Annotated in this window: 23 protein-coding genes and 1 pseudogene; 14 read left to right on the top strand and 10 right to left on the bottom strand. The window is 43.6% G+C overall.

Annotated elements, in window-relative coordinates; all coding sequences use genetic code 11:
* The first annotated feature begins 32 nt into the window (after positions 1-32).
* Positions 33-950, top strand: coding sequence for an AraC family transcriptional regulator (locus tag MKX59_RS14120; protein ID WP_264453733.1), 918 nt, complete (start codon positions 33-35; stop codon positions 948-950).
* A 145-nt stretch (positions 951-1,095) separates the two neighbouring features.
* Here MKX59_RS14120 and MKX59_RS14115 read toward each other — a convergent pair whose 3' ends face one another.
* Genes MKX59_RS14115 through MKX59_RS14105 form a run of 3 tightly spaced genes read right to left on the bottom strand, consistent with a single transcriptional unit; the run spans position 1,096 to position 3,202 of the window.
* Positions 1,096-2,079, bottom strand: coding sequence for an aldo/keto reductase (locus MKX59_RS14115; protein WP_068938809.1), 984 nt, complete (start codon positions 2,077-2,079; stop codon positions 1,096-1,098).
* Between the two features lie 22 nt (positions 2,080-2,101).
* Positions 2,102-2,848, bottom strand: coding sequence for an SDR family oxidoreductase (locus MKX59_RS14110; protein ID WP_340858489.1), 747 nt, complete (start codon positions 2,846-2,848; stop codon positions 2,102-2,104).
* Between the two features lie 24 nt (positions 2,849-2,872).
* Positions 2,873-3,202 (bottom strand): carboxymuconolactone decarboxylase family protein, encoded by a 330-nt coding sequence (locus tag MKX59_RS14105; protein ID WP_023988831.1) that lies wholly within the window; start codon positions 3,200-3,202, stop codon positions 2,873-2,875.
* A 198-nt stretch (positions 3,203-3,400) separates the two neighbouring features.
* Between MKX59_RS14105 and MKX59_RS14100 the strand changes: the two genes are divergently transcribed.
* Positions 3,401-3,943, top strand: a complete 543-nt coding sequence (locus MKX59_RS14100; RefSeq protein WP_023988832.1) for a TetR/AcrR family transcriptional regulator — start codon at positions 3,401-3,403, stop codon at positions 3,941-3,943.
* 39 nt (positions 3,944-3,982) lie between these two features.
* Here the strand turns inward: MKX59_RS14100 and MKX59_RS14095 are convergent, their stop codons facing one another.
* Positions 3,983-4,975 (bottom strand): Gfo/Idh/MocA family protein, encoded by a 993-nt coding sequence (locus tag MKX59_RS14095; RefSeq protein ID WP_023988833.1) that lies wholly within the window; start codon positions 4,973-4,975, stop codon positions 3,983-3,985.
* Position 4,976: 1 nt separating this feature from the next.
* Positions 4,977-5,996, bottom strand: a complete 1,020-nt coding sequence (locus MKX59_RS14090; RefSeq protein WP_053325531.1) for a Gfo/Idh/MocA family oxidoreductase — start codon at positions 5,994-5,996, stop codon at positions 4,977-4,979.
* A gap of 181 nt (positions 5,997-6,177) precedes the next feature.
* Between MKX59_RS14090 and MKX59_RS14085 the strand changes: the two genes are divergently transcribed.
* Positions 6,178-7,044 (top strand): MurR/RpiR family transcriptional regulator, encoded by an 867-nt coding sequence (locus tag MKX59_RS14085; protein ID WP_023988835.1) that lies wholly within the window; start codon positions 6,178-6,180, stop codon positions 7,042-7,044.
* A gap of 107 nt (positions 7,045-7,151) precedes the next feature.
* Here MKX59_RS14085 and MKX59_RS14080 read toward each other — a convergent pair whose 3' ends face one another.
* A complete protein-coding gene (locus MKX59_RS14080) occupies positions 7,152-7,457 on the bottom strand; it encodes an ArsR/SmtB family transcription factor (protein ID WP_068938804.1) in 306 nt (101 codons plus the stop codon).
* A gap of 112 nt (positions 7,458-7,569) precedes the next feature.
* On the opposite strand from MKX59_RS14080, the gene MKX59_RS14075 reads away from it, so the two are divergent.
* Positions 7,570-8,739: an MFS transporter gene (locus tag MKX59_RS14075; protein WP_068938802.1), complete on the top strand. Its 1,170-nt coding sequence runs from the start codon at positions 7,570-7,572 to the stop codon at positions 8,737-8,739.
* Between the two features lie 154 nt (positions 8,740-8,893).
* Here MKX59_RS14075 and MKX59_RS14070 read toward each other — a convergent pair whose 3' ends face one another.
* Entirely contained in the window at positions 8,894-10,021 is a 1,128-nt protein-coding gene (locus MKX59_RS14070; protein WP_340858488.1) for an NAD(P)/FAD-dependent oxidoreductase, read from the bottom strand.
* A 149-nt stretch (positions 10,022-10,170) separates the two neighbouring features.
* Here MKX59_RS14070 and MKX59_RS14065 point away from each other — a divergent pair, with 149 nt between their 5' ends.
* From MKX59_RS14065 to MKX59_RS14035, 7 genes and pseudogenes are all read left to right on the top strand, one after another.
* Positions 10,171-10,878, top strand: a complete 708-nt coding sequence (locus tag MKX59_RS14065; RefSeq protein ID WP_068938799.1) for a lantibiotic protection ABC transporter ATP-binding protein — start codon at positions 10,171-10,173, stop codon at positions 10,876-10,878.
* 1 nt (position 10,879) lies between these two features.
* The gene (locus MKX59_RS14060) at positions 10,880-11,611 is read left to right on the top strand and encodes a lantibiotic immunity ABC transporter MutE/EpiE family permease subunit (protein WP_068938793.1); all 732 of its coding nucleotides are present in this window, start codon (positions 10,880-10,882) and stop codon (positions 11,609-11,611) included.
* 1 nt (position 11,612) lies between these two features.
* Positions 11,613-12,371 carry a lantibiotic immunity ABC transporter MutG family permease subunit gene (locus tag MKX59_RS14055; RefSeq protein ID WP_068938791.1) on the top strand — a complete coding sequence of 253 codons (759 nt, stop codon included), beginning with the start codon at positions 11,613-11,615 and terminating at the stop codon, positions 12,369-12,371.
* Between the two features lie 37 nt (positions 12,372-12,408).
* A complete protein-coding gene (locus MKX59_RS14050; protein ID WP_340858487.1) occupies positions 12,409-13,068 on the top strand; it encodes a response regulator transcription factor in 660 nt (219 codons plus the stop codon).
* Complete coding sequence (locus MKX59_RS14045; RefSeq protein ID WP_069080638.1) at positions 13,059-14,456, top strand: HAMP domain-containing sensor histidine kinase; 1,398 nt, start codon at positions 13,059-13,061, stop codon at positions 14,454-14,456. The genes MKX59_RS14050 and MKX59_RS14045 overlap by 10 nt, the downstream gene beginning before the upstream one ends.
* A 193-nt stretch (positions 14,457-14,649) precedes the next feature.
* Complete coding sequence (locus MKX59_RS14040; RefSeq protein WP_076159616.1) at positions 14,650-14,838, top strand: hypothetical protein; 189 nt, start codon at positions 14,650-14,652, stop codon at positions 14,836-14,838.
* Between the two features lie 113 nt (positions 14,839-14,951).
* Positions 14,952-15,914 (top strand): annotated as a pseudogene (locus MKX59_RS14035) (aldo/keto reductase).
* 85 nt (positions 15,915-15,999) lie between these two features.
* Here MKX59_RS14035 and MKX59_RS14030 read toward each other — a convergent pair.
* Positions 16,000-18,051, bottom strand: a complete 2,052-nt coding sequence (locus tag MKX59_RS14030; RefSeq protein WP_075154247.1) for a stalk domain-containing protein — start codon at positions 18,049-18,051, stop codon at positions 16,000-16,002.
* Between the two features lie 628 nt (positions 18,052-18,679).
* Between MKX59_RS14030 and MKX59_RS14025 the strand changes: the two genes are divergently transcribed.
* The gene (locus MKX59_RS14025) at positions 18,680-19,009 is read left to right on the top strand and encodes a DUF3817 domain-containing protein (RefSeq protein WP_023988844.1); all 330 of its coding nucleotides are present in this window, start codon (positions 18,680-18,682) and stop codon (positions 19,007-19,009) included.
* Between the two features lie 207 nt (positions 19,010-19,216).
* Here the strand turns inward: MKX59_RS14025 and MKX59_RS14020 are convergent, their stop codons facing one another.
* The gene (locus MKX59_RS14020; RefSeq protein WP_023988845.1) at positions 19,217-19,468 is read right to left on the bottom strand and encodes a YolD-like family protein; all 252 of its coding nucleotides are present in this window, start codon (positions 19,466-19,468) and stop codon (positions 19,217-19,219) included.
* 202 nt (positions 19,469-19,670) lie between these two features.
* Positions 19,671-20,240 carry a TetR/AcrR family transcriptional regulator gene (locus MKX59_RS14015; protein WP_023988846.1) on the bottom strand — a complete coding sequence of 190 codons (570 nt, stop codon included), beginning with the start codon at positions 20,238-20,240 and terminating at the stop codon, positions 19,671-19,673.
* Positions 20,241-20,366: 126 nt separating this feature from the next.
* On the opposite strand from MKX59_RS14015, the gene MKX59_RS14010 reads away from it, so the two are divergent.
* Together MKX59_RS14010 and nikA are read left to right on the top strand one after the other, a co-directional pair.
* A complete protein-coding gene (locus tag MKX59_RS14010; protein WP_071558684.1) occupies positions 20,367-21,839 on the top strand; it encodes a DHA2 family efflux MFS transporter permease subunit in 1,473 nt (490 codons plus the stop codon).
* A gap of 209 nt (positions 21,840-22,048) precedes the next feature.
* Positions 22,049-23,584: a nickel ABC transporter substrate-binding protein gene (gene nikA, locus MKX59_RS14005; RefSeq protein WP_081391204.1), complete on the top strand. Its 1,536-nt coding sequence runs from the start codon at positions 22,049-22,051 to the stop codon at positions 23,582-23,584.
* Position 23,585 lies beyond the last annotated feature (1 nt).

Raw genomic sequence — 23,585 nt, 5'->3', positions numbered from 1 at the left:
TGGGACCAGACAAACCTGCAAGGAGGATTTGAATGTCCGAGAACCTTATTCAACAGCAACAGGAGCTTACCGGATTAATCGAGCGTCACTCGCTTCAGAATAGCACCAAGGAAACGGCGGTCCCTTCCCTATTTTTCTATCAGCATTCCAGCATAACTGAGCCCGCTTATCGGGTTTACAAGCCTTCTTTTTGTGTTGTCGTTCAAGGTCTGAAAGAAATTTTGCTGGCACAGGAGAGATTTGAATATGGACCGTCCAATTATCTGATCGCTTCCATGAATCTGCCTGTGATCGGTCAAATTATAAAAGCGTCTGCTGACTCTCCTTACCTGAGTCTCAAGCTCGAATTTACACAGAACCAGATCCTTGAAGTGCTGAACGATTGTGATATTAAGGTCACGTCAAAAGATAATGCCAAGCGTGCCCTGTTCGTCGGCTGGATGGAATCGTCCATTCAGGACGCCGTGCTCAGGCTTGCCCGTCTGCTGGACACCCCGGGAGAAATCCCATTTCTCGCCCCGCTTTACACGAGGGAGATTCTGTACAGGTTGCTGCAGGGGCCCTATGGAGTCGAATTGGCTCAGATTGCAGTCGAAGGAAGCAGCACCTATCGGATCCGGGAAGCTATCGACCATATTGTCCGAAATTGGGACCAGTCTTTTCGGATCGAAGATCTTGCAGACACCGCCAGCATGAGTGTTTCTTCGTTCCATCGGCATTTTAAAGAGGTAACCGCCATGAGCCCAATTCAGTTCCAAAAACAGCTGAGACTTCAGGAAGCTCGCCGCATCTTATTGGCTGAATCGGCGGACGCCGCAGACGTCGCTTTCAGGGTCGGTTACGAGAGTTCCTCCCAATTCAGCCGCGAATACTCCCGCATGTTCGGTGCTCCTCCGAGAGCGGACATCAAGCGATTGAAGGAAAAATATGACCAGGTCATGAATGACTAAGTATCTAGACTGATCGGCGAAGAAGCAAAAAGGACGACCTTAGGCCGTCTCTTTTTCGGTATGATACGTTTAACTTCCAGCGTCATTTCCTATAAAACGAGAACACCACCGACTTCCCCAACATCATTTAGGCGGTCTTCGGTCTTCAAGCCCAGTTCGGCAGTAGCGTCTCGCCCCGGTCTGTAGCAGGCGCGGGAGTCACCGAAAGTCTGGAAATCTCATCGCGCCACTCTGGAGTCATCTCTACATCGACAGCGCCCAGTGAGTCTTCCAGCTGCGCGAGGTTTCTTGCGCCAATAATTGGCGCCGTGATCATAGGATTGGACATCGCCCAAGCTACCGCAAGCGTCGAGGGCTTCACACCTCGTTCTGCTGCATGTGCAGTAAAGCGGTCGGCGACGGCAAAATTCATTTCATCCGCATAGCGGTCCGTATACCGCTGCTCTTCGACCAGCCGTCCTTGCTCCGGTCGTTTGTTCGTTCCGTATTTGCCCGTAAGAATCCCGGCTCCCAGAGGGCTGTACGAAATGACCCCAATCTGCTCGGAAGCGGCAAGAGGCAGGATTTCTACCTCAGCCTGACGTTTGACCAGGTTGTACATCGGCTGGATCAATTCAAAGCGCGCCAGCTCCTCCCTGGCAGAGATGCCGACCGCTTTGGCAATCTGCCAGGCCGACCAGTTGCTCACCGCTGGGTAAAGGATTTTGCCCTGCGCTTGAAGATCGTCGAGTGCACGAAGCGTCTCCTCCATTGGTGTATTTTCGTCGAACATATGCACGAAGTAGAAGTCGATGCGGTCCGTCTTCAGGCGTCGCAGACTGTTTTCCACTTCAAGCATGATATGACGACGGGAAAGCCCCCTAGCATTCACGTCCTGTCCCATCGGATAGAAAACTTTAGTGCTCAGTACAATCTCATTCCGACAGTCCTCGATGCACTCGCCTAGAATTTCTTCGGAGCGACCCTGGCTGTACACGTTTGCTGTATCGAAAAAGTTAATGCCAGCTTCGCGGGAGCGGTTGAACATTTTTTTGGATGTTTCTTCATCGGCATTTCCGCCGAAGGACATCGTGCCAAAACATAAATTTGAAACCTTGATTCCTGTTTTTCCTACTGTACGATAATTCATCGTCATTCCTCCTGCTGTTGACTTACGCCTGTTGTGTGGTTGGGCGAATAATCATTTCATTGATCGCAACGTCTCCTGGCTCTTCAATCGCAAAAGCAATCGCACGTGCGATACTTTCCGCTTTAATCGCTCCTTGATATAACTCATCGTAGGCTTGTTTTAACTCTGCATCCGTGATTCCCTCCGTCAATTCAGTGCTGACAGCTCCTGGAGAGATATTCGTTGTACGAATCTGGGTACCACTGATCGCCTCTTCTTGACGTAAACCTTCCGTAATCGCCCTTACGGCATGTTTGGTCGCGCAATATACAGTGCCGCCGGGATAGACATTATGTCCGGCAATAGAAGACAGATTAATGATATGGCCAGATTTCTGTTCCCGCATCGCAGGCAGAACAGCAGCAATCCCGTACAAAAGGCCCTTGATATTAATATCAATCATCATATCCCATTCATTAATTTTCTTCTTAAAGAGAAACGATTGCGGCATGACTCCGGCATTATTGATAAGTACGTCGATTTTCCCAAACTCTTGAAGTGCATACGAAGCCAACTCCTCCACTTGTTCATGCGATGTCACATCGGTTACTTTGTAGATGGCTGTACCCCCGCTTTGTTCAACTTCTTCTTGCAGCTTTTGTAAACGGTCTTCACAGCGAGCCGCCAGCACAAGCTTCGCACCTTTAGATGCCAGTTCTTTGGCCGCTGCCTCTCCGATTCCGCTGGAAGCACCTGTAATAATAACGACTTTATCTTGAATATTGGACATAGAGAATGAACATCCTTTCGAGACTTAGTTTTCTTTTGCGAATAGTTCTTTGGCCACTGTAATAGCGGACATCGCCTTCGGCCAGCCCGCATAAAAGGCAAGATGGGTAATGACTTCGATCAGTTCCTCTTCCGTCAGGCCGTTGTCTTTGGCTTTACCCAAATGAAAGCCCAGTTGTTCGGAATTCCCTCCGGTGATCAAGCTTGCTACGGTAATGAGGCTGCGGTCGCGTGGGGCCAGCTCTTTGCGTTCCCAAACGTCCCCAAAAAGCACCTTGTCGGTCAGCTCGACAATCTTTGGTGAGAAGTCCCCAATCGTTCGCTGTGCAGCCGTAAGTTTTTGAGTATCTGACATGTGATATCTCCTCTTTCTTTGCATTGATCCTTCATATAAATGCATCTATAATTGAAAAAGATACATTATTGAACTTGTGTCTATTATTATAAGCTGATACAGAATGCTTGCAATTGTTAAATACGCTTGATTTGTTCATTAATAGACATATAAGTTAAAACAGTCAATTATCATTTAGAAGTTTAGGGGTTGAACACAGTGAAAGTGGACAGGAGAATACTCAAAACACAGGAAGCCTTGAAAAAAGCATTAACGGAGTTGATGGCCGAAAAGAGTTTCGACCATATTACGATTCAGGATCTATCCGACAAAGCGAATGTAAGCCGGGGAACCATCTATCTTCATTACGTGGACAAATATGATTTGCTGGATAAGCTGATCGCCGCACACATCAATGAACTTCGAAGATTATGTATTGAATCGGCTCATTTGAGCTTTACAGAGGCCGAAATTGTTTGGTTTGAATATTTTGAGGCTAACTATTTATTTTTCTCCACGATGCTGGTGAGCAAAGGCGCCCCTTACTTCCGCACTCAGTTTCTTGAATTTATGATCGATGAACTTCGGGAAGAGGTCGACATGAATGAAGCAAGAAATCGGGGACTAAACGAAGAAGTGGTTGTCCGTTATGCAGCGTCCGCTGTGGTAGGGATTATGGAGTGGTGGTTTTTGAATGATAAACCTCTCCCTCCTGTCGAGATGGCAGAGCAAATAGGCATGCTGTTGGACCGGAAATTGTGAATCTGATAAAAAAGAGTAGCAGACATATGTCTGCTACTCTCAAAATGGTTTATCAGGGCCAAATACAAGATTGGCGGACTGCTTGGCTTTCTCAATGACATTCATGACCTTCTCGCTATGTTCAAGCATATTCGAGACTTTTCCAAAATCTTTTTCTTCGATGATACGATCAAACTCAACGAATTCGTCATACATTCGATGCGAATGATCTTTTAGATCCACACGAATTGGCGTTTCCTTATTCGCAGTGTAATCAAAGCAGTCGCATATATTAGCAGAACTTGCCATGTGTAAATAGCCCTTATTGCCTTGAATGTTCACGGCATTGGGGGCCGTACTATCTTTTGAACCTATGCAGACACACTTGAAATCACCGTAATCAAGCAGCAGCATACCTGAAGTATCAATTCCACGCTCCATGTTCGCCCAATACTCCACTTTCTTTGGGCTACCGAAGAATCCAACAACAAAATGAATATTATATAAATTAATATCCATCAAGGCTCCACCAGACATTTCCGGATTAAACGCAGGCTGGATTATTCCCGCTTTGAAAGCTTCATATCGAGATGAGTATTGAGAATAGTTGCATTCAACTATTTTGATCTCACCAAGTTTAGGTAGATACTCCTTCATTGACAAATAATTTTTCAAATATTGATTCGTTATGGCTTCCACCAATACCAGTTTTCTTTGCTGAGCAATTTCTTTTAGCTCTAGAAATTCTTGCAAATTGGAAGTAAACGGCTTCTCACAAATGACATGTTTACCACTCAATAATGCTTCTTTGGCATATGAATAATGAAGATGATTAGGCAACCCGATATAAACTGTATCCACATCACGGTTCATCAGCATCTCGCTGTAATCCGAATAAATCTGAGATATTCCATATTTATTTTTCAAATCCAGTAATTTCTCCTGGTGGCTAGGTCTAGAACAAATGCCCTTTAATAAAATGGTCGGGATTTCCTGAATAAAGCTCAATAGATCCCCTACGATCATCCCTGCTCCGACAATTCCCAACTTCATTTTAGTTGCACTCCTCTATACCTTTTTCAAGTATTTCCATACAAATTATCGTTTCTTCGTCTTTAATCACTTTTTCTTTACCAAATACGATCGACTGATAAATATCGTCATACACTCGGGCATAGTCTCCCTTTTCAGAAACGACTTTTTCTTCATGATACTCGCCTTTATCATCCAAATATGTTAAGATGCCGTAATGCTCGGGCAGGTCGATGCCGAAATCGGCGTGTCCCTTAGGCAGATAGTATAATTTCAGATGCTCCTCCTGACGATCCTTCGTTTGCTTTATAAAAACGCCTTTTTTGCCGTATACAACAAAACTCGGCCGCTCTTTTAAGCGAAAAAAGCTGGATTTGATGGATACCTTGAGCGAGGGATAATAAAAATCCAGATCAAAGTAATCATTCATTCTCCCAGAACCCAGCAATTGACGAACATCGTAACGAATTGTGTCCGGCTTCCCAAAATAGGAAAGAACCTGGTCAATGGTATGAACGCCATGTCCGTATAGGTAACTGTTATACTTGGAAAAATGAGAAGTGGAGTTCGGGATCTCAGGGCGATAATAATCGTAATGCATCTCCACTTCCAGCAAATCTCCAAGTTTTCCTGATTCAATAATCTTCTGGGTAGTGAGGAAATCCGAGTCGTAACGTCTATTCTGATAGCATTGTACAACCAGATTTTTCTCTTTAGCATATTGGAAGATCGACATGGCTTCTTCTTTGGTTAACGTAAAAGGTTTCTCAACAAGTACATTTTTCCCGTGGTCAAGCGCCATTTTCGCATAGTCGTAGTGGGATTCTACAGGTGTACAGATAACAATCAACTGAATCTCCTTATCGTTCATTAGAGATTCAATATTATCTGTATACCGCACGTCAGGGATTTTTTTCCACTCCCCTTTATCTGGATTACGTGCGTATATCGTCTTCACTTTCAAATCAGCTCTGTTCAATGAAAAAGGAAGATGATAACGGTTCGTGCTTTTCCCATTTCCAATATAACCGATGGTAAGCATATTATTTCCCCCTTAGGCTCTTTTTCATTTATTATAGAAGAAGAATGTTGATCGTAAAGGATTTGCCGCCAAAATGGTACATTCAACCGATTATTTGTCAACATGGCGGGTTGTTTTTAAACAAAATGTTTATTTTATATCCTTTATCAAACGTTATTTCAATTGAACCGGAGTGAACCTGTTGAAAATACTGATGCAATTATCCGAAATGCAAAACTTTACACCAAACGAAAAAAGCATTGCATCCTATATTTTGCTTCATAAGGAAAGTATCCTGCACTTAAATATTCAGGAGCTTGCAAAGGCAACATATACTTCGCATTCCGCGATTAATCGATTAACACATAAACTTGGGCTATCTGGTTTCAAGGAGTTCATAATCAAACTTGCTCGGGAATTTCAGCAGAATACCCAGAACATTTCCAATGTAGACCCCAACTATCCTTTCGGTTTTGATGAATCCCCACTTCAAGTAGCGAAAGAAATTGCAGAATTAATGAAAGAAACGATTGAAAAAAACTTTACATTCATGGATGATGATTTATTGTCGCAAACAGCCCTACTGCTGGATCAAGCGAAAAGAATCTTTATATATGCGTTAGGTGATTCACAAATCCGTGCGAAAAGTTTCCAAAATAAATTGGTAAAAATAAACAAGTATGTGTTTATAGCCACGGAGCTGTCTGAGTGGGCTTACCATACGGCTAATCTTACGACACAGGATTGCGCTGTTTTTTTAACTTACCACGGAAAGTCGCCGATTTTTTTAAAAGCAGCACGGCATTTCGCACATGAAAATATCCCTTTTATCACAATTACAGCAACCAATCAAAGCGAATTGGCCAAACTCAGTAATATCTGTATCCAGGTGCCTAATGACGAAGTAAAACATGCCAAGATTGGTACATTTTCATCGCAGATTGCCTTTGACTATGTATTAAATGTGATCTATTCCTGTATCTATAAAATCGACTACTTGAAAAACATGCAAACCACAACACAATCGTTAAAAAATTCGCATCTCAATGACATGATGAATGACGTATAGAGTAATTGTTCTTCCTCTAACTACAAAATAAGCGGAAACTTATGATTTTCTATCGTTACCTCCGTCTATAAAGGTCTAGTCAGCATCATGCTAACTAGACCTTTATTTTATTGCTTCAAGCCCATCAGTACAGCCGCTAGCAATCCCGGAAATCGTAAATTCACATCGTCGTACCGGATTGAAATAAAGCGTTGGGTACCCTCTATTCTTGTATGGATGACTCCTGATTCCCGAAGAGCCTTAAAGTGATGGGACAAGGTTGACTTTGGGGCCGAAATATCTATCGAGCTACAGGATTGCTCCCCCTTTTCGTCCAAAATCTTGATGATATTAAGCCGAATCGGGTCACTCAGGGCATATAAAACTGTAGATAGAGTAATTTCATTAACGCTAGGATGATACAGTGTTCTCAAGATCCGTTCACCTACCTGAATAAAGAATTATAGTTGCATTATAACATATTGCAATGTTATATTTCTATTGTTCGAAAATTATCGAACAATAGAACAAATGGAGGAATTAGTTTTGAATAAAATTATCACCTTGTTTTTCTTTATCATGTTTTTCATCGGCACAGATACGTTCATTGTATCGCCTCTTTTACCTATTCTTCGTGAAAGTTTCGGCATTTCTATCGAGCAATCAGGCTGGATCGTTTCGGCCTATGCTTTAGGTTATGCTGTGTTTGCCTTAATTGCAGGACCATTGTCAGATGAATGGAATCGAAAAAAAGTACTACTGTTCGGCTTGCTTGGTTTTGGTATCTTTACTTTACTTTGCGGCTTTGCCACGGATTTTTGGACCATGTTTGCTTTTCGCTTATTGGCTGGGATTAGCGCCGCTTTCGCGTCGCCTCAAGTTTGGGCTGCCATTCCTCAGCTGGTTCAACCACATAAAGTATTAAAAGCCATGGGGGTTGCTACCGCAGGATTGGCCGTTTCCCAAATGCTGGGTGTGCCCATCGGCAGCTATCTCGCTACCACAGGGTGGCAAACACCTTTTATTATAACTGGTTGCTGCACCTTCTTGATCGTTATTTTGACTGCTGTTCTCTTGCCCTCCTTACCTGCTTCTCTACAGAAGCATAAGGCTTCCTCTATTGGGAGTAGATATCGTTCATTACTACGCGGATCAACACCTAAGATCGCTTTTCTTGCCTATCTCCTATTCCAACTCGGAAATTTTGCTGCTTTCTCTTTTATTGGCACATGGCTTTCCGATAAATTCAGTCTCAATGTTGCAAGTATTGGTACGGTAATTCTGTTCCTTGGTTTAGGAAATACGATCAGCAGCTTATTTGGTAGTAGCCTAGTTAATAAAGTAGGTGCTAGACACTCTTTGAAATATGGCATAATCTTCATCGGCCTGCTTTATTTACTTCTTCCATATTTACCTAGCGTAACTTATGTCGAAATTACATATTTTCTGATCTTCCTCATCCTTGGAATGATTTTTCCACTTATGATGAGTTTGCTTCAAACCCTGTCTGCTACAGCACGAGGAACAATTTCATCACTTGCCAATTCTTCTATGTATTGTGGTACGGCGGTTGGCTCTTTCACAGCGGGAATGCTATATGCACACTCTGGTGGTTTTATTTCCGTTAGCCTGTTTACTGTGATTTGTTTTAGTATGTCACTTATCTTGTTCTTACGTAGCGGAGTTTTGAACATTAATATGAGTCAATCTCTATAAACTGCTCAACGGTTAGGTAGTTATCTAATCTTTAAAATGGAAACCTGTAATTGCCCTTTTCAGCTAGCGATATAAGTTCACTTAAAGTTGAGAAAAAGAACTTATATCGCTAAAAAAGCCGCCATTGTGGCGACTTCATTTCTCCGGTCAAGAATCAACTTTCATCTATTGCTTTTCGAATATCATAATCATTGATATCGATATCTAAATTCATTCCAAGTGCCAACTTTGCCAGCTGATTTCCAATAAAGGGGCCCATGGTCAACCCGGATGCTCCAAGCCCATTTGCCGCTATAAGACCATCCCAGCCTGGAACAGCTCCGATCACTGGTAGAAACCCGGGTGTAAAAGGACGGAAACCAACTCTTACCTCCTGAAAAGTGCTGTTTGCTAAATCAGGGGCCAATTCTAAACCTTTATCCAGAATTTCCTGCATCCCACCTGCTGTTACTCTCGTATCGTAACCTTCGATTTCATTTTCGTGAGTCGCCCCTATTACGATCTTCTGTTTATCAAAAGCCAGCAGATATTGATCAGAAGGCGGTATGACTACAGGCCAAGTGCCTGTGTCTTGCCTATTAGAAACCTGCAAATGCATAATTTGTGCTTTTTGATAACTAACCTTAAAATGAATGCCCAAAGGCAACAGTAGTTGATTTGCCCATGCACCTGCACAAACAATGACCTTGTCAGACGAGAAGCTTTGTGCACCGACCACTACTCCCGTTACATGGTCGGACTCATATTGAAGCGTAGCATTTCCTTGTATAAGGACCACCCCGTTTTTTTGTGCTGATCGGACCAACGCATCCCGCAGCGCACGCCCATCTATTCGGGCGGCACCGCTAATATGAACAGAATGATAACCTTCTACTAACAAAGGAAACCGTTCATGGGTTTCTTTTTCATTTAGCCGGGTAATTTCACCGATTTCCGGTGCATCCGCTTGTCGTAAGTGTGCCCGCTCCTCCATTTTTTTGATTTTCTCCAAATCATCATGAATACTGAGAGCCCCCACTTGAGCATAGCCAGTTTCTGTTTCTCCCTCGCTTTTGAGTTCTTCAATCAACCCAGGGTAAAAACGCGCTCCCGCTTTGGCTAGTTGGTACCAAGCCTGATTGCGTCGCTGTGATAGCCAGGGACAGATAATGCCAGCAGCGGCATCAGTAGCCTGTCCTTTATCTTTACGATCTACAATAATGACATTAGCACCCATTTTTGCTAGATGGTATGCTGTCGATGCCCCCAGAATTCCTGATCCGATTACGATGACCTTCTTCATGATTACATCCCTTTCCTAAATCACTGTATCCATTATAGCGAATAGTGCATGAATGCATAAAGTTTGAAATTAATATTTTAAATCCTTATAAAGTTCTTAGAATTGATCTTTAAAGTAGTTGTCAGAACAAATGAAAAGGATGAACTGATATGGATAACATTATTTTACAGACTAAAAATCTCTGCAAAACCTTCGGACGACAACAGGCGGTGAACAACGTCACACTGTCTATTCAGGAGAATTCCGTCTATGGACTACTTGGCCCAAATGGGGCTGGAAAATCAACCACCTTGAAAATGTTAACCGGTATGCTACGCCCGACATCCGGTGAGATTTTATTTCAAGGAAAACCCTGGTCCCGAAAAGATCTTGCTCAGATCGGCGCACTGATCGAATCCCCTCCACTCTATGAAAATTTGACAGCTAGAGAGAACCTCAAAGTTCGTACAACGTTGCTGGGATTGCCTGATTCGCAGATTGATGAAGTGCTGAACATTGTTGATTTGACCCATACCGGGAAAAAGCGCTCGGGCCAGTTCTCGATGGGTATGAAACAGCGGCTGGGCATTGCCATTGCTCTCCTCAATCATCCCAAGCTATTGATCTTAGATGAGCCAACCAACGGACTAGACCCCATTGGTATTCAGGAGCAACGCGAGTTGATTCGCTCCTTCCCGAAGCAAGGAATTACCGTAATTCTTTCCAGCCATATTTTATCCGAAGTCGAACAAATCGTTGACCATGTCGGTATCATTGCCGGCGGCGTATTAGCTTATCAAGAGGCGGTCACTCCAGGACAAAGCCTGGAATCGTTGTTCATGCAGATTGCACAGGAATACCGAAAAGGGGATGAGTAGGATGCAGCAATATATAGCCGCCGAACATCTAAAATTAAAGCGTACCTTCACAAAAAAGTTGGTCTGGCTTGCCCCCATCGCTACTCTTCTTCTGTGTACCGTACTCATGGGGGGACGTATGCTCCAAAGCGCCAGCTACAATTGGTGGTATTTCATGCTGCTGCCAGGTGCCCTCACCTTAATGTGCTCAGGAGTGATCCAAAAGGATTGCAAGAAGCTGAAATACCGTGCTGTCCTCGGCATGGCTGTAGATTTGGCTCAGGTATGGTACGGTAAAATCGGGGTTTGCGTAAGACTCTTAATGGTTTCCTTTATTGTCCTATTTATAGGGATAACTCTTGGCGGATTCGTATTCTCAACTTCTGTGACACTAGCAGGAAGCGTTGCTGCAACTCTAATCCTCTTCATCACCTTTTTGTGGCAAGTTCCACTTTGCCTGTTCCTGACGGACCGAATAGGCATGTTTGCCACTCTAATTATTAATATGCTGGGCAACGTATCCTGCACCATTTTGTTCGCTACGTCCTCTGTGTGGTGGGCGGTCCCTTATGCTATTCCAGCCCGATTAATGTGCGCCGTCATTAAAGTGCTACCTAATGGGCTTGCCGTTCCTTCAGGAGATCCGCTTTTGGATAAAGGCGTGATTGTACCCGGCCTAGTGATCACAATCTGCCTGTTTATAATTCTGTCGATACTGACGGCGATGTCCTTCCGCAAGCGGGAGGCTAAATAAGATGATTTCTTTTTTCCGCTATCTGAAATCCGATGTGCTTAAACTTAGAAGGCAGCCCTTACTGCTTGTGCAGCTGTTTGTGCCGCTTTTAGGCATAGCAATCTTTCTAGCCTATTATTCCTTTACTCCGTATTCACCGATTTCAAAGGTGGACGGCTATTTGCAGGTCTTGGCCGTGGTTCTTCCTACCATGATTGGTATTGTCTGCTCCATTGCTGTTGAGCAGGAGGCAGTCGCTGGCAATTTCCAGCAGCTATTGATCTCGCCAGTGAAGCTGCTACCTTTCCTGAGCAAGCTCAGCCTGCTCCTGATCTTGGGATTTGGCAGTGTGCTGCTTGCCTCCGGTGGCTTTGGGGCTGGCTATATATATCTTATGAGAGAGTCACCGTATGGCTTGAAGTTTTATGTGTTGGCTGCCTGCATTCTGTTTATGTCCAGTGTATTCCTCTATTTTCTGCATTTTTTCATTAGTTTGCGGTTCGGCAAGGGAGCTTCCATCGGTCTAGGCATTATGGAGAGTCTATTGTCCGCTTTGCTTCTTACAGGGCTGGGTGATCATAATTGGATATTCATCCCCTCTGCTTGGACTGCCCGGTTCATCACGATCTGGGTGCAATACGGTATAAACTCAGCAGTATCTATTCCTGAAGCTATACGGCTTGATTCGGGAGTCAGATATTGCGTAGTAGGGACCGTAGTCATCATGGTATTATTAGGATTATGGATTTGTCGTTGGGAAGGACACAATTCGTCGGAATAAAGACTAGAGTAAAGAAAGCAAGGGAAGTGAATTAAGCATGGCAAACTTGTTGGCCGTTGATGATGAACCCGCCGTTTTGGCACTCCTTCAAAATATTTTGCAGAAAGATGGCCATGTTGTCACGGTGGTCTCCGACTCCCCACAGGTTCTCACTATGCAGCTTGGAGCCTTTGACCTCATCCTGCTTGACGTGATGATGCCTACCATGGACGGGTTCACACTCTGTCGGGAAATTCGCAGCAAAATAGACTGCCCGATCCTGTTCCTCACCGCAAAATCCATGGAGAACGATGTGATGTTAGGGCTTGGGGAAGGGGCGGACGATTATATTGTCAAGCCGTTTGGTGCTGGAGAGTTGCGCGCAAGAATCAACGCCCATCTCAGACGGGAGAATCGTGAACGGCGTAATGTATTCTGCATCGGGGAAATTCATTTCAATCTGTCCGGCAAGGAAATCACCGTTCAGAATGTTGTAGTCCCGTTTACCAAAAGCGAATATGAGATATGTAAGTTTCTAGCCCTGAACTGGGGACAGGTGTTCCCTAAAGAGCAGATTTACGAAGCTGTCTTCGGCTTGGATGGGGACAGCGATTCCGCCACCATCGTGGAGCATATTAAAAATATCCGAGCCAAGCTTGGCAAAGTAGAGGTTTCGCCAGTGGAGACGGTTTGGGGAATCGGGTACCGATGGAAGTAACCAAAGTACAGCAAGCATGCAAGACAACCAAACTACGAACCATTTTTCTGGGTTATTTAGTTATGTTCTGTATCGGGACGATTGCGCTCGCTCTGTTCCTGGTTCTCATCTTCTATGTCCTGATGTCTTGTGGGACCATTCTCCCCGCGAACTATGCTGAGAATCAGGTGCGGGCGGACAAGACAATCATTGAAGCTGGCAAGACCCTACAGCCGGATTCTCGGCAGAAACTGTACAAATACGCATCATTCACTTCGGAAGGCCGCCTCAATGAGGGAAACCTTTCTGAAAAGCAGGCTCAAACTGCTTGGAGTGTTACGCAGCAGAACGATACTGCTTATCAATTTCCCTATAACTATGTAAAAGTCTCACATCATGATAAAGTTACTGTGATGCGCTATTCTGTCTCGGCTCAGTTTGAACTTCCTATCCTGCGTCAATACCTGCCGAACGCGGAATTGTCCTTTTTTGCCGTGTTCTGTATCGCCTTTCTGGGGGGAGGTGCCTTGCTGGCTTCCTCCTTCGGACGAAAGCTGGCACGTAAGATGAGTGGGTTGCAGCAGGCCACCAAACAAATTCAAGCACAGGATCTGGACTTCTCAATCGAATTCAGTGGCGTGATGGAGATCGATCAGGTGCTGCATTCCATGGATAAAATGAAAGAAACTTTAAAGACTTCGCTTCACAAACAGTGGAATCTGGAAAGATCACGTCGCGAGCAAATATCCGCCCTGGCACACGATGTCAAAACACCACTCACTATCGTTCGTGGAAACGTAGAGCTGCTGTCCGAGACCGATCAGTCCGAAGAGCAAAAGAACTATACGGATTATATATCGGAAAGCACCAGGCAGATGGAGCAGTATATTAAGACTCTTATTGAAATTTCAAAAGCGGAAACGCTTGTCACCCTGCGGGCGGAAACGATGGATTCTGACTTCTATTTAACGAAAGTGAAAGATCAAATAATAGCCTTGGCTGCTGTCAAAAAAATATCTGTAGCATTCGCTGCATATAACCTCCCTAAGACGCTGTATGCAGACCCAGTTCTACTTGAGCGCGCCATTATGAATGTTGCTTCTAATGCGGTAGATCAGGCACCTGAGTATAGCGAGATCCAGGTGATCGTAGAATCTGTGGAAGACGGCATTCAGTTCAGCATCTTAGACGAAGGCTCGGGCTTCTCTACAGAAGGTCTCAAACAGGCCGCCGAGCAGTTTTATATGGGTGACTCGTCCAGAAGATTAAGCGGGCATTACGGGATGGGCCTGTATATAACAAAATCCATTGTCAACCTACATGGCGGAAAGCTGATTATTGCCAACTCCACCCAGACAGGCGGCGGACAGGTAAGTATTAAAATTCCACTCAGGTCATTACCGATATGATCGTCAAATTTTTAAAAAAAGATCATCTACTATCTAGGTTAGTTCGATTTCATCAGGCATACGCCTCTTCCTTGTTCTATGCTTAAACGATATAAAACGCTACTGACATTTATATATCAGTAGCGTTTTATCATTTTGCATCGGAATGAAGACACTCCTGACACAACCAATGTCGCTGAAGGAGTTAAAACCTATGATCCAGCTTCAATTAGATGAGAGCAACATATCAAATATTGAATGGTACGATAGGCTTTACGATTACCAAAAAAAGACAGATCAGCAGCTGAAAGAACTTCAGGAAATTAAGGATATGATTGAATTGAAATTGCAAACCGGGCAAAAATTTGGCCATAACTTTTTGCCACTTGAAACCCAAACTTAATCTGTTTTCGATTCCTGATCGCTCTGCTTGACCTAGTGTTTACACCAGGTTGTAAGATGTGCATTAGAGTCCTTCCTAGGATTCCACATCATACAATAGAGGAGCTTAAAAACATGAACAATACAATAGCAATAGGAAAAACAGGATTAAAAGCATTTAAACTTGGTTTTGGAGCAGGTGTGGTAGGTAATTCAATGATGTATCCAAAAGTCGATGATACTCTAAGCCGACAATTAATTAGGACTGCCCTTGAAAAAGGGATCAATTTCATTGATACCGCATTTCTGTATGGAATGGGCCACTCTGAGGAGTTAATCGGTGAAGCCATCCGGGATTATGGTGGCCGTGAACATCTTGTAATCTCTACTAAATCTTCTTCTAACCCCAATTTAATCAAGGCCATCTGGAAGTCGACAACAGTCCAGCTGCATTACATAAGGCTGTGGATGACAGCCTTATGAGATTACAGACAGACTATGTTGACATTTTCTTTCTTCATTTTCCCGATAGCCGGACCCCGCTAGCTGAAGCTGCTGACACACTTGCAGAGCTGAAGAAGTCAGGGAAAATCAAAGCCATTGGCGCTTCAAATTTAAGCTTTGAGCAGCTTCAGGCTTTTAATGTTGATAAGCACTTGGATGTTCTTCAAGCTGAATACTCACTACTGGTTCGTCATGCAGAAGCCGACGTTATTCCTTATTGTCTAGAGCACGAAATTTCACTGATTCCTTTTTTTCCCGCTCGCATCAGGTCTGTTGGCCGGTAAATATAAGAAGGATGATGTTTTTAATGACACTTCACGAATGAATAATCCTTTATTTCAAAAAGAAGCATTTCTCGCAAATTTGGAACGCGTGGATCGCTTCAAAGCATTCGCGAAAGACAAGGGTGCAGATCCTGCACAGATTGCGCTAGCTTGGCTATTAACGCGTTCAGCCGTTGATCTAATTATTCCAGGTGCAACCAAGTCTGATCAAATCGAGTCCAATCTTCAAACTCTGGGTGTTCGACTAACAAGTGGCGAGCTTAAGCAACTCGATATTCTTTTCAATCAAAATAACTTGTTTACAGAGTAACAGATTGTCATTGTTCTACATACACTTCCTAATACACAGAAAGGGTTCTAAAGTGAAAACTTTAGAACCCTTTCTACAGAAGTATTTATTTTGTAATCGTAATTTGTTTGGATGCAGTATTATAGTTCACCTGATACCCCGAAAGCTCGCTAATTACTCGTAATGGAACCAGTGTGTAGCCGTTAACAATAACCGGAGCTGTGATGTTCGTCGAATAACTTCGGGAGTTGTTTAACTCATACACGGCAAGGGTCGAATTCTTGACTTGAAGCACTACTTGTTTGCCGTCTGTAGGTCGAGTCAGAATGATCTTTTTGGTCGCCTTTTCATAATTTACCTCGTAACCTATCCGTTCACTGATAAAGCGCAGCGGGACCATCGTCGCCCCATTTATGATTCGCGGAGCCTGAGCCATCGTCGTAGCACGACCATCGACATAAGCTGATTTAGCTCCTGGTGTCAGGGTGAACGAAGTTGAATATGAGGAAACCGCATTGTTAGGGTATGAGGACGTTGTACCAGAAGTTGTTGTTGTAGAACTCGTCCCGGATGATGAACTACTGGTACCAATCGCTCTATTGCGAATAGCTTCTAACCGATCCAGCAAATCGCTTTTACGGGTTCCGCTCGGCAGATCACTGATTGCATCTCTGGCAGAACGCCAGTCCGAGGCATTCAGACTGTTTTCTGCAATTCGCATCAAATCTCTCGCTTTCTCATAATTCGATGAACTAGATGACGAAGAAGAATAGTAACCATCCGAATTCGTGCGTTCTGATATCTTTACACCGCTAGATTCTCTTCCATTACTATTGACAGTTACGACCTTAATCTCATACCAGCGTCCTTCTCGCAAATCCGTGATTTTATAGGACTCAGAGCTTGTAGTTCCCTCATAATCTCCATCAACATATATCTTCACCTTGTCGGCTTTACTCGGCATATCGTAGGTGATTTTGATCCAGGTGTCACTTTTGCTATCTACTTCAAGATTGGACACTTCTGACGAATTGGAGGACGTACTGTCCGTTGTGGCAGTCAGTCTCACACCGGAGGACAATGCACCTGTGCTTCGCTTGGACCTAATCGTGAACGAATAGGCCTGCCCTGAAGAAAGATTGTTGAATGTATAGGATGTTCCTGATGAATCGGTTACCAGTTGCCCGTCCTTATACAGACTGACTGTACTAATTCCGCTGGGTCTCGTCCAGGAAACAGTGACGCTATAGTTATTAACTGATGTCACTGAAGCTCCTGTCACTTCGGGCACGGTATCAACGCTGAGCGCTGAGGTCGTAACCGGAATACTGATTCCTCCAGAGATGTTGCCGGATTTGTCAATAGTCTTGACCAGAACTGTATAATTTGTGGAGGCAATCAATCCACTGAACGTATAGGACGTCCCTGTAGTTCGCTGCACTTCCTTACCATTTAAATAGATGATCGCTTGGCTCAGGTCAGCATCCTTAGGCAATATGTAATTTACGGTAAAAGCGTTATATCCGACATTCGTCGCTGTCAGCCCGCTTACCTCTCCTGGAGGTGTCTTATCTACAGGGACATCAATGGAAGCCGTTTTGGCCTGTACTATCGTACCTTGTGATTCATCTCCGCTCTTATTCACCGTCTTCACTCGAAAGGTATAGGTCGTATTCGGCTGTAAACCGCTCAACATATAAGAGTTACTTCTAATATTATCTACATACACATCGTTAGTGACACCAACCACTTTTACATGGTCGAAATTAAGGTCCGACGGATTGGTCCAGGACAAATTTACTTTTGTTGTTTCTGTAGGAACCGCTGTCAGATTGCTTACCTCTGCCGGCGCGATATTCGCAGTAACCATTTGGCTCGACATTACTTTTAGCATTTGGTTGAGATAGGTGTTCTGACCATAACCTTTTGTTAACGTAGTCACTTTCGTGCCTGAAGTAACCGGCACATTACGACCTTGAGCGGTTGCTAATTTGGTATGTAACTGTGCTGTATTCAGTCCTGTCAGATTTGAGTTATGCCTCTCAGTCGGCAACGCGCTAGCCACTGCATCGGGGGCCAAAATGCCATATCCCGTATTTAAAATCAGTGTAGCCGTTGCGAACGGAGCCATCCATTGACGCAAACGTTTTTTATTCATGATCTATGCTCTCCTTGATACCAGTATGGAAATTTTATTTGTCAAAACTAATAAGTTAAGCTTATAAACCCTTCTGCTGCCATCCAGCTTTTAAAATTCACACTATAATGTACACACGTTCATTTAACTGTTATCGGAATTTGCATACAAAATGTTTAGACTTCACACTAGCATTTTTACTGATAGGGTCGCGCAAACAACATATGCTAAGCCTTCGAACTTGACCAGCTTAGTGTTTTTTCTTACTCCAAGCCATCTTTCTAAGCCCAATTGTTTGTTTCAATTTCATCACTTTTTGCTCGGCCTCTCGATAGCGTGTTAATATCAGAGTGACTTTATATTTTATATTTTTGCTTTTAATAGATTAGATCATGCAACCAGTGAATATAGATACATATTTTGACAAGATAAACGAAATTACGATTATCGTTTCCGGGCACGCTAAGCTGTGGTACGTTGGAATCAGCGAAATGAAGCATTTGATGGGAGATACTTCAGTCATGTGAAAGCTCTGACATAACCTTGGGATTCAGCTGTAAATATTCGATATATCGTAACTTTCTACCGTTTAATAACATTGCATTATAGGATATATTAAATTTTAAGCAATAGGAGAAGGAGGTGTATTATGTTCAAAAATGCCTTTAAGATGTTTGGTGTCATTGGTAATATTGAAGCGATTTCATATCTACTGCTTGTGTGTATCGCTATGCCGCTTAAATACGCAGCTGGAATGCCGCAAATGGTAAGCTGGGTGGGTATGATCCATGGGGTACTGTTCGTGGCTTATGTCATAGCTACTGTGGTCATGCTGATTCTGCGGAAAATAACGCTACTGCAAAGTCTTGCAGCCTTGATTGCATCGCTGTTGCCGTTTGGCCCCTTCATTTTTGATCGTAAGGTGCTTAAGAAGGCCGAAGCACGTGCCAGTCATACCAGCCCGATAAAAGCTACATAAGCATGTACAAGGGAAAGTGCCAACACAATAACGCGGCTTTCTCTTCCCACTCATGCAGCAGCATACAAAAACAACCGATGGCTCTAAACCACTCGGTTGTTTTTGTATACGCGAATTGTAAATTGTTACTTTCCCACAGCAGTAAGGGAGACCCTAACTTTGTCATTCTTTTCGTCCTTTTCTGCTATATTTATGTAATCACAACAACTAATCTCTCGGGTAATTTACACTCATAATATCCATAAAAGGAACTTTTTCTGTTTCTCCATTACTCTCCACATGAACCTTTCCCGTTCTCGGGTCCATTTTAACGATCTGTCCGCGGGTTGTTTCTTGGCGTCCCCATACGGTCAATACGATTTCGGATTGCTCACGTTGTGCTTCTACAAGCTGATTCCCGATTTCCTCCAGTACAAATTCATCCCGAGTAGGCCGTTTGGCTACCTTCGCTTTTGCCATTTGCTATCACCCTTCCTTTCGTGCAAAATCAAAATCAAATTCATTCCATTTTACCATACTTTTCATCATTTGGTGCTGGTAATGTGAGTAAAATTACGTCTCAGAACCACTAAAAAGCCAAGTTCTCAAAAACGAGAACATCGGCTTTTTAAAGTTGCTTGTTGGAGCTCATTAGGAGCGATTGAAAATCGAAGAGACAGGATTATTTGACCAACTGTGGAATGTAATCCACGATATTATAAATAGGAGCACTGCTCTGTTGCGTAACAGCCAAAATTAATGCACCTTCGAGCATCGAAATGATAAGTACCGCCAGACTGTGTGCCTTTTCCTCTGTCCAGCCCGATTTCTGAAGACGTTCCATATAAATGCGCTGCCAATCTGCAAATGTATTCACACAAGCATGACGTAGCGATTCGCTAATACAGGAAGTTTCCGCAGCAGCCCAGAAGCCAATCGGCATGAAGTCGTTAAAGCCGGTACGGTCTGCCTCCTCAGCTGTATTACGAATAAAATTCTGAATGGCTAGTACAGGATTATCGTTTTCGTCCAGTGTCTGTTTTAATTTTTGCTTAATAAATTCATTCCCTCTTCTTATGCATTCCAAAGCTAATTCTTCTTTACCACGCGGAAAATAATAATAAAGTGAGCCCTTCGGTGATCCACTCTCCGCAAGAATCTGATTCAGTCCAGTTGCGTGATACCCCTGATGAAAAAAGAGCTTCGATGCGGTTTGTACGATATTCTCGTATGATTCAGGTTTAGCAGCCATATACAGCATCCTTCATTATATATTATTTATAATTTACTTTGACAAAAAAATAACAACATGTTTATTATATATAGACCGATCGTTATAATTCAATACCCATTAATTTATTGGAGGAACAAAAACAACATGAGTACAAAGAGTCAAACGAGTTCACCCTCTGAACCCAAAACGTTCAAGGTGCTACCTATTATGATTGCCCTGCTCCTTAGTGGCTTTATTGGAATGTTCAGTGAAACGGCACTTAACATTGCACTGAATGATTTGATGCAGATTTTGCATATTACAACTGCAACAGCCCAATGGCTGACGACCGCTTATCTGCTGACACTCGGTATTTTAGTACCTGTATCGGGATTGCTGATTCAAACCTTTACGACAAGACAGCTGTTTGTTACATCGTTGCTGTTCTCAATAGCTGGTTGCCTCGTTGCTGCACTTTCACCTACTTTTTCAGTGCTATTGATCGCTCGTATTCTTCAGGCCATTGGTACAGCGCTGTTATTGCCGTTGATGTTTAACACCATCTTGATCATTTTCCCGGCTGAAAAGAGAGGCGCGGCTATGGGGATCATCGGATTGGTAATTATGTTTGCACCTGCGGTGGGACCTACCATTGCAGGACTGGTACTGCAAAATCTGTCTTGGCACTGGATCTTCTGGATTTCTCTTCCTTTTTTGGTTCTCTCGCTGATTTGCGGTATTTTATTTATGCAAAACGTTTCAAAAACGACCAAGCCCAAAATTGATCTTTTATCTATCCTCCTGTCTTCCATTGGCTTCGGTGGTGTCGTGTTTGGTTTCAGTAAATCTGGAGAAGGTGGCGAAGGTTGGGCTAGCCCGATGGTTCTGCTTCCAGTGATCGTCGGTCTGGTATCGTTGATACTGTTCTCTGTACGTCAATTGAAAATGAAGCAGCCAATGTTGAATTTGCGTGTGTTTAAATATCCAATGTTCGTTATCGGCGTTATTATGGTGTTCCTATGTATGATGACGATCCTTTCTACGATGCTGATTCTTCCACTCTTTTTGCAAAAAGGGCTGGCTCTGTCTGCTCTAACAGCAGGTTTGGTACTTCTGCCTGGTGGAATTATCAACGGTCTCTTGTCTCCCATTATGGGCTCCCTATTCGATAAATTTGGTCCCAAATGGCTTGTTATTCCAGGCCTTGTGATTGTGGCCGCTGTTTTGTTTTTCCTGTCCGGCATTACAACAACTTCAACTCTCGTACTCATTATTGTGCTTCATAGTTGCTTGATGATCGGCATTTCCATGATTATGATGCCAGCTCAGACAAACGGCCTAAACCAGCTCCCTATGGATCTATACCCAGACGGAACGGCCATTATGAGCACGCTCCAACAAGTTGCTGGTGCTATCGGTACAGCCGTAGCGGTAAGCATTCTCTCGAAAGGCATGGACAGCTATTTGAGCCAATCCAGTATGCCTGAATCCGTAAATGAAATGGCTAATGCCATGGCAATCGGATCACAAAATTCATTTTTCTTTGCGATGATCATCAGTGTGGTCGGTTTGATCCTTGCGTTTTTCATCCGCAGAGTTCATGTTGAACATGGCACTGCCAAAGCACCCATGCATTAATTTATAATTTTTTTGCCACTCCAAATTAAAAATATCTAAATATACTTAAAGGCTGCTAACCATCTCACTATTGGTTATGCAGCCTTTTTTCATATGAATTTACATACACACTCATCAATTACATATTTACAAAGCTCCTTCATTTGGTTACGATATGATTTATGAATTAAAGCGTAAAAATTACGATTACTATTAAGGAGGACTCTCTGTTGTTTAAGCGTTCGTATTTTAAACTATTTATACCTGCGGTAATTGCGGTGATGATGGCAGCCTGCGCTTCATCTCCGTCAGCTTCACCCTCTCCATCTGCTGCACCACAAGATAAAAGTGTCACCTTATTATTCAATGTGCAAAGCCCTTCTATAGATCCTCATGCAGATGTAAATTACACAGCTGTTCGTGCTGGAGTAAGTGAAACACTGATCAAAGTGAACAAGGATCTTAAGCTGGAAGCTTGGCTTGCAGAGAAATGGGACAGCAAGGACGGACAGCACTGGACCTTCAACATCCGACCAGGTGTGAACTTCCACAGCGCTAAAGCCGTCAATGCCGCTGCTGTCAAAGCCTCCTTGGAAAGAGCGCTAAAGCTCAATCCATCGGTCAAAAATGCGCTACATATCCGTGATATTCATGCGGATGGACAGATTTTGACCATTACGACAGACAAACCTTTCCCGGAATTTGTGTCCGAGCTGGTTCATCCGAATACCGCTATTATAGACACCACAGCTACAGATGACTTCCCATCAGGGACGGGACCGTTCAAGGTTGCCAGCTTCCGTGCTGGAAGTGAACTGAATTTAGATCGCAATGAACAATATTGGAACGGTGAAGTAAAGTTGAAACATGCTAAATTCATGTTTAACGAAGACGCCAATGCACGTCAGCTTGCTTTTCAAGCCAAAACTGCTGATATTGTGTATCGCCCGCCAATTGAAAGTCTGGAGCTATTGAAAGCTGATTCTACCGTAAAGGTTGACTCGCTTCCTAGTTTGCGAACGCATCAGCTTATTTACAATATGAACAATAACGATCTGAAAAAGACGGCTGTACGTAAAGCATTTGATAACCTGATTAACCGGGATGAGATCGCCCGTGGTATCATGTCTGGTCAGGGAACCCCTGCTCAAGGCCCGTTCTTGTCCGACTTTCCTTTTTCACCGGAATATATTACGAAACAGTTTGATTTGAATGCTGCCCGAGAAGGCTTCAAGCAAGCTGGATATACAGTACAGAACGGTAAAGTTGCGAACCCCGACGGCAAGCCGCTTCATCTTACATTGCTAACTTACCAGTCGAGAGCGGAGCTTCCACTCATCTCTCAGCTTATTCAGGCTAACGCTAAAGAACTTGGCATTACGATTGATATCCGTCAGGTTGATAATATTGACGAATATCTTGCCGCTCATCAGGATTGGGATTTAGCGACTTATAGTAGCATTACAGCCCCGCGCGGCGATGCAAGCTATTTTCTGAATGCGGCTTACATGCCTGAAGGAGCACTGAATTATGGGCGTGTGCATGTACCGGAACTCACTGGTATGATTTCACAGCTGAACACCACCGTGAATGAGGAAGAACGCAACAAGCTGGCGCTGAAGGCTGTCACGCTGATTGACCAAGAAAATCTGCAATCCTTTCTGGTCCATCCAAACAACGTAGTGGCCTATCGCGATTACGTACATAACTGGGTAACTAGCCAAAGTGAATACTACTTGCTGACCCAGGACCTGGATGTGAACTAGC

It is taken from the genome of Paenibacillus sp. FSL R7-0340 (assembly GCF_038002205.1).
In the GTDB taxonomy this organism is placed as follows: domain Bacteria; phylum Bacillota; class Bacilli; order Paenibacillales; family Paenibacillaceae; genus Paenibacillus; species Paenibacillus polymyxa_B.
The sequence above is the reverse complement of the archived record's forward strand: the minus strand, read 5'-3'. Positions and strand labels throughout refer to the sequence as shown.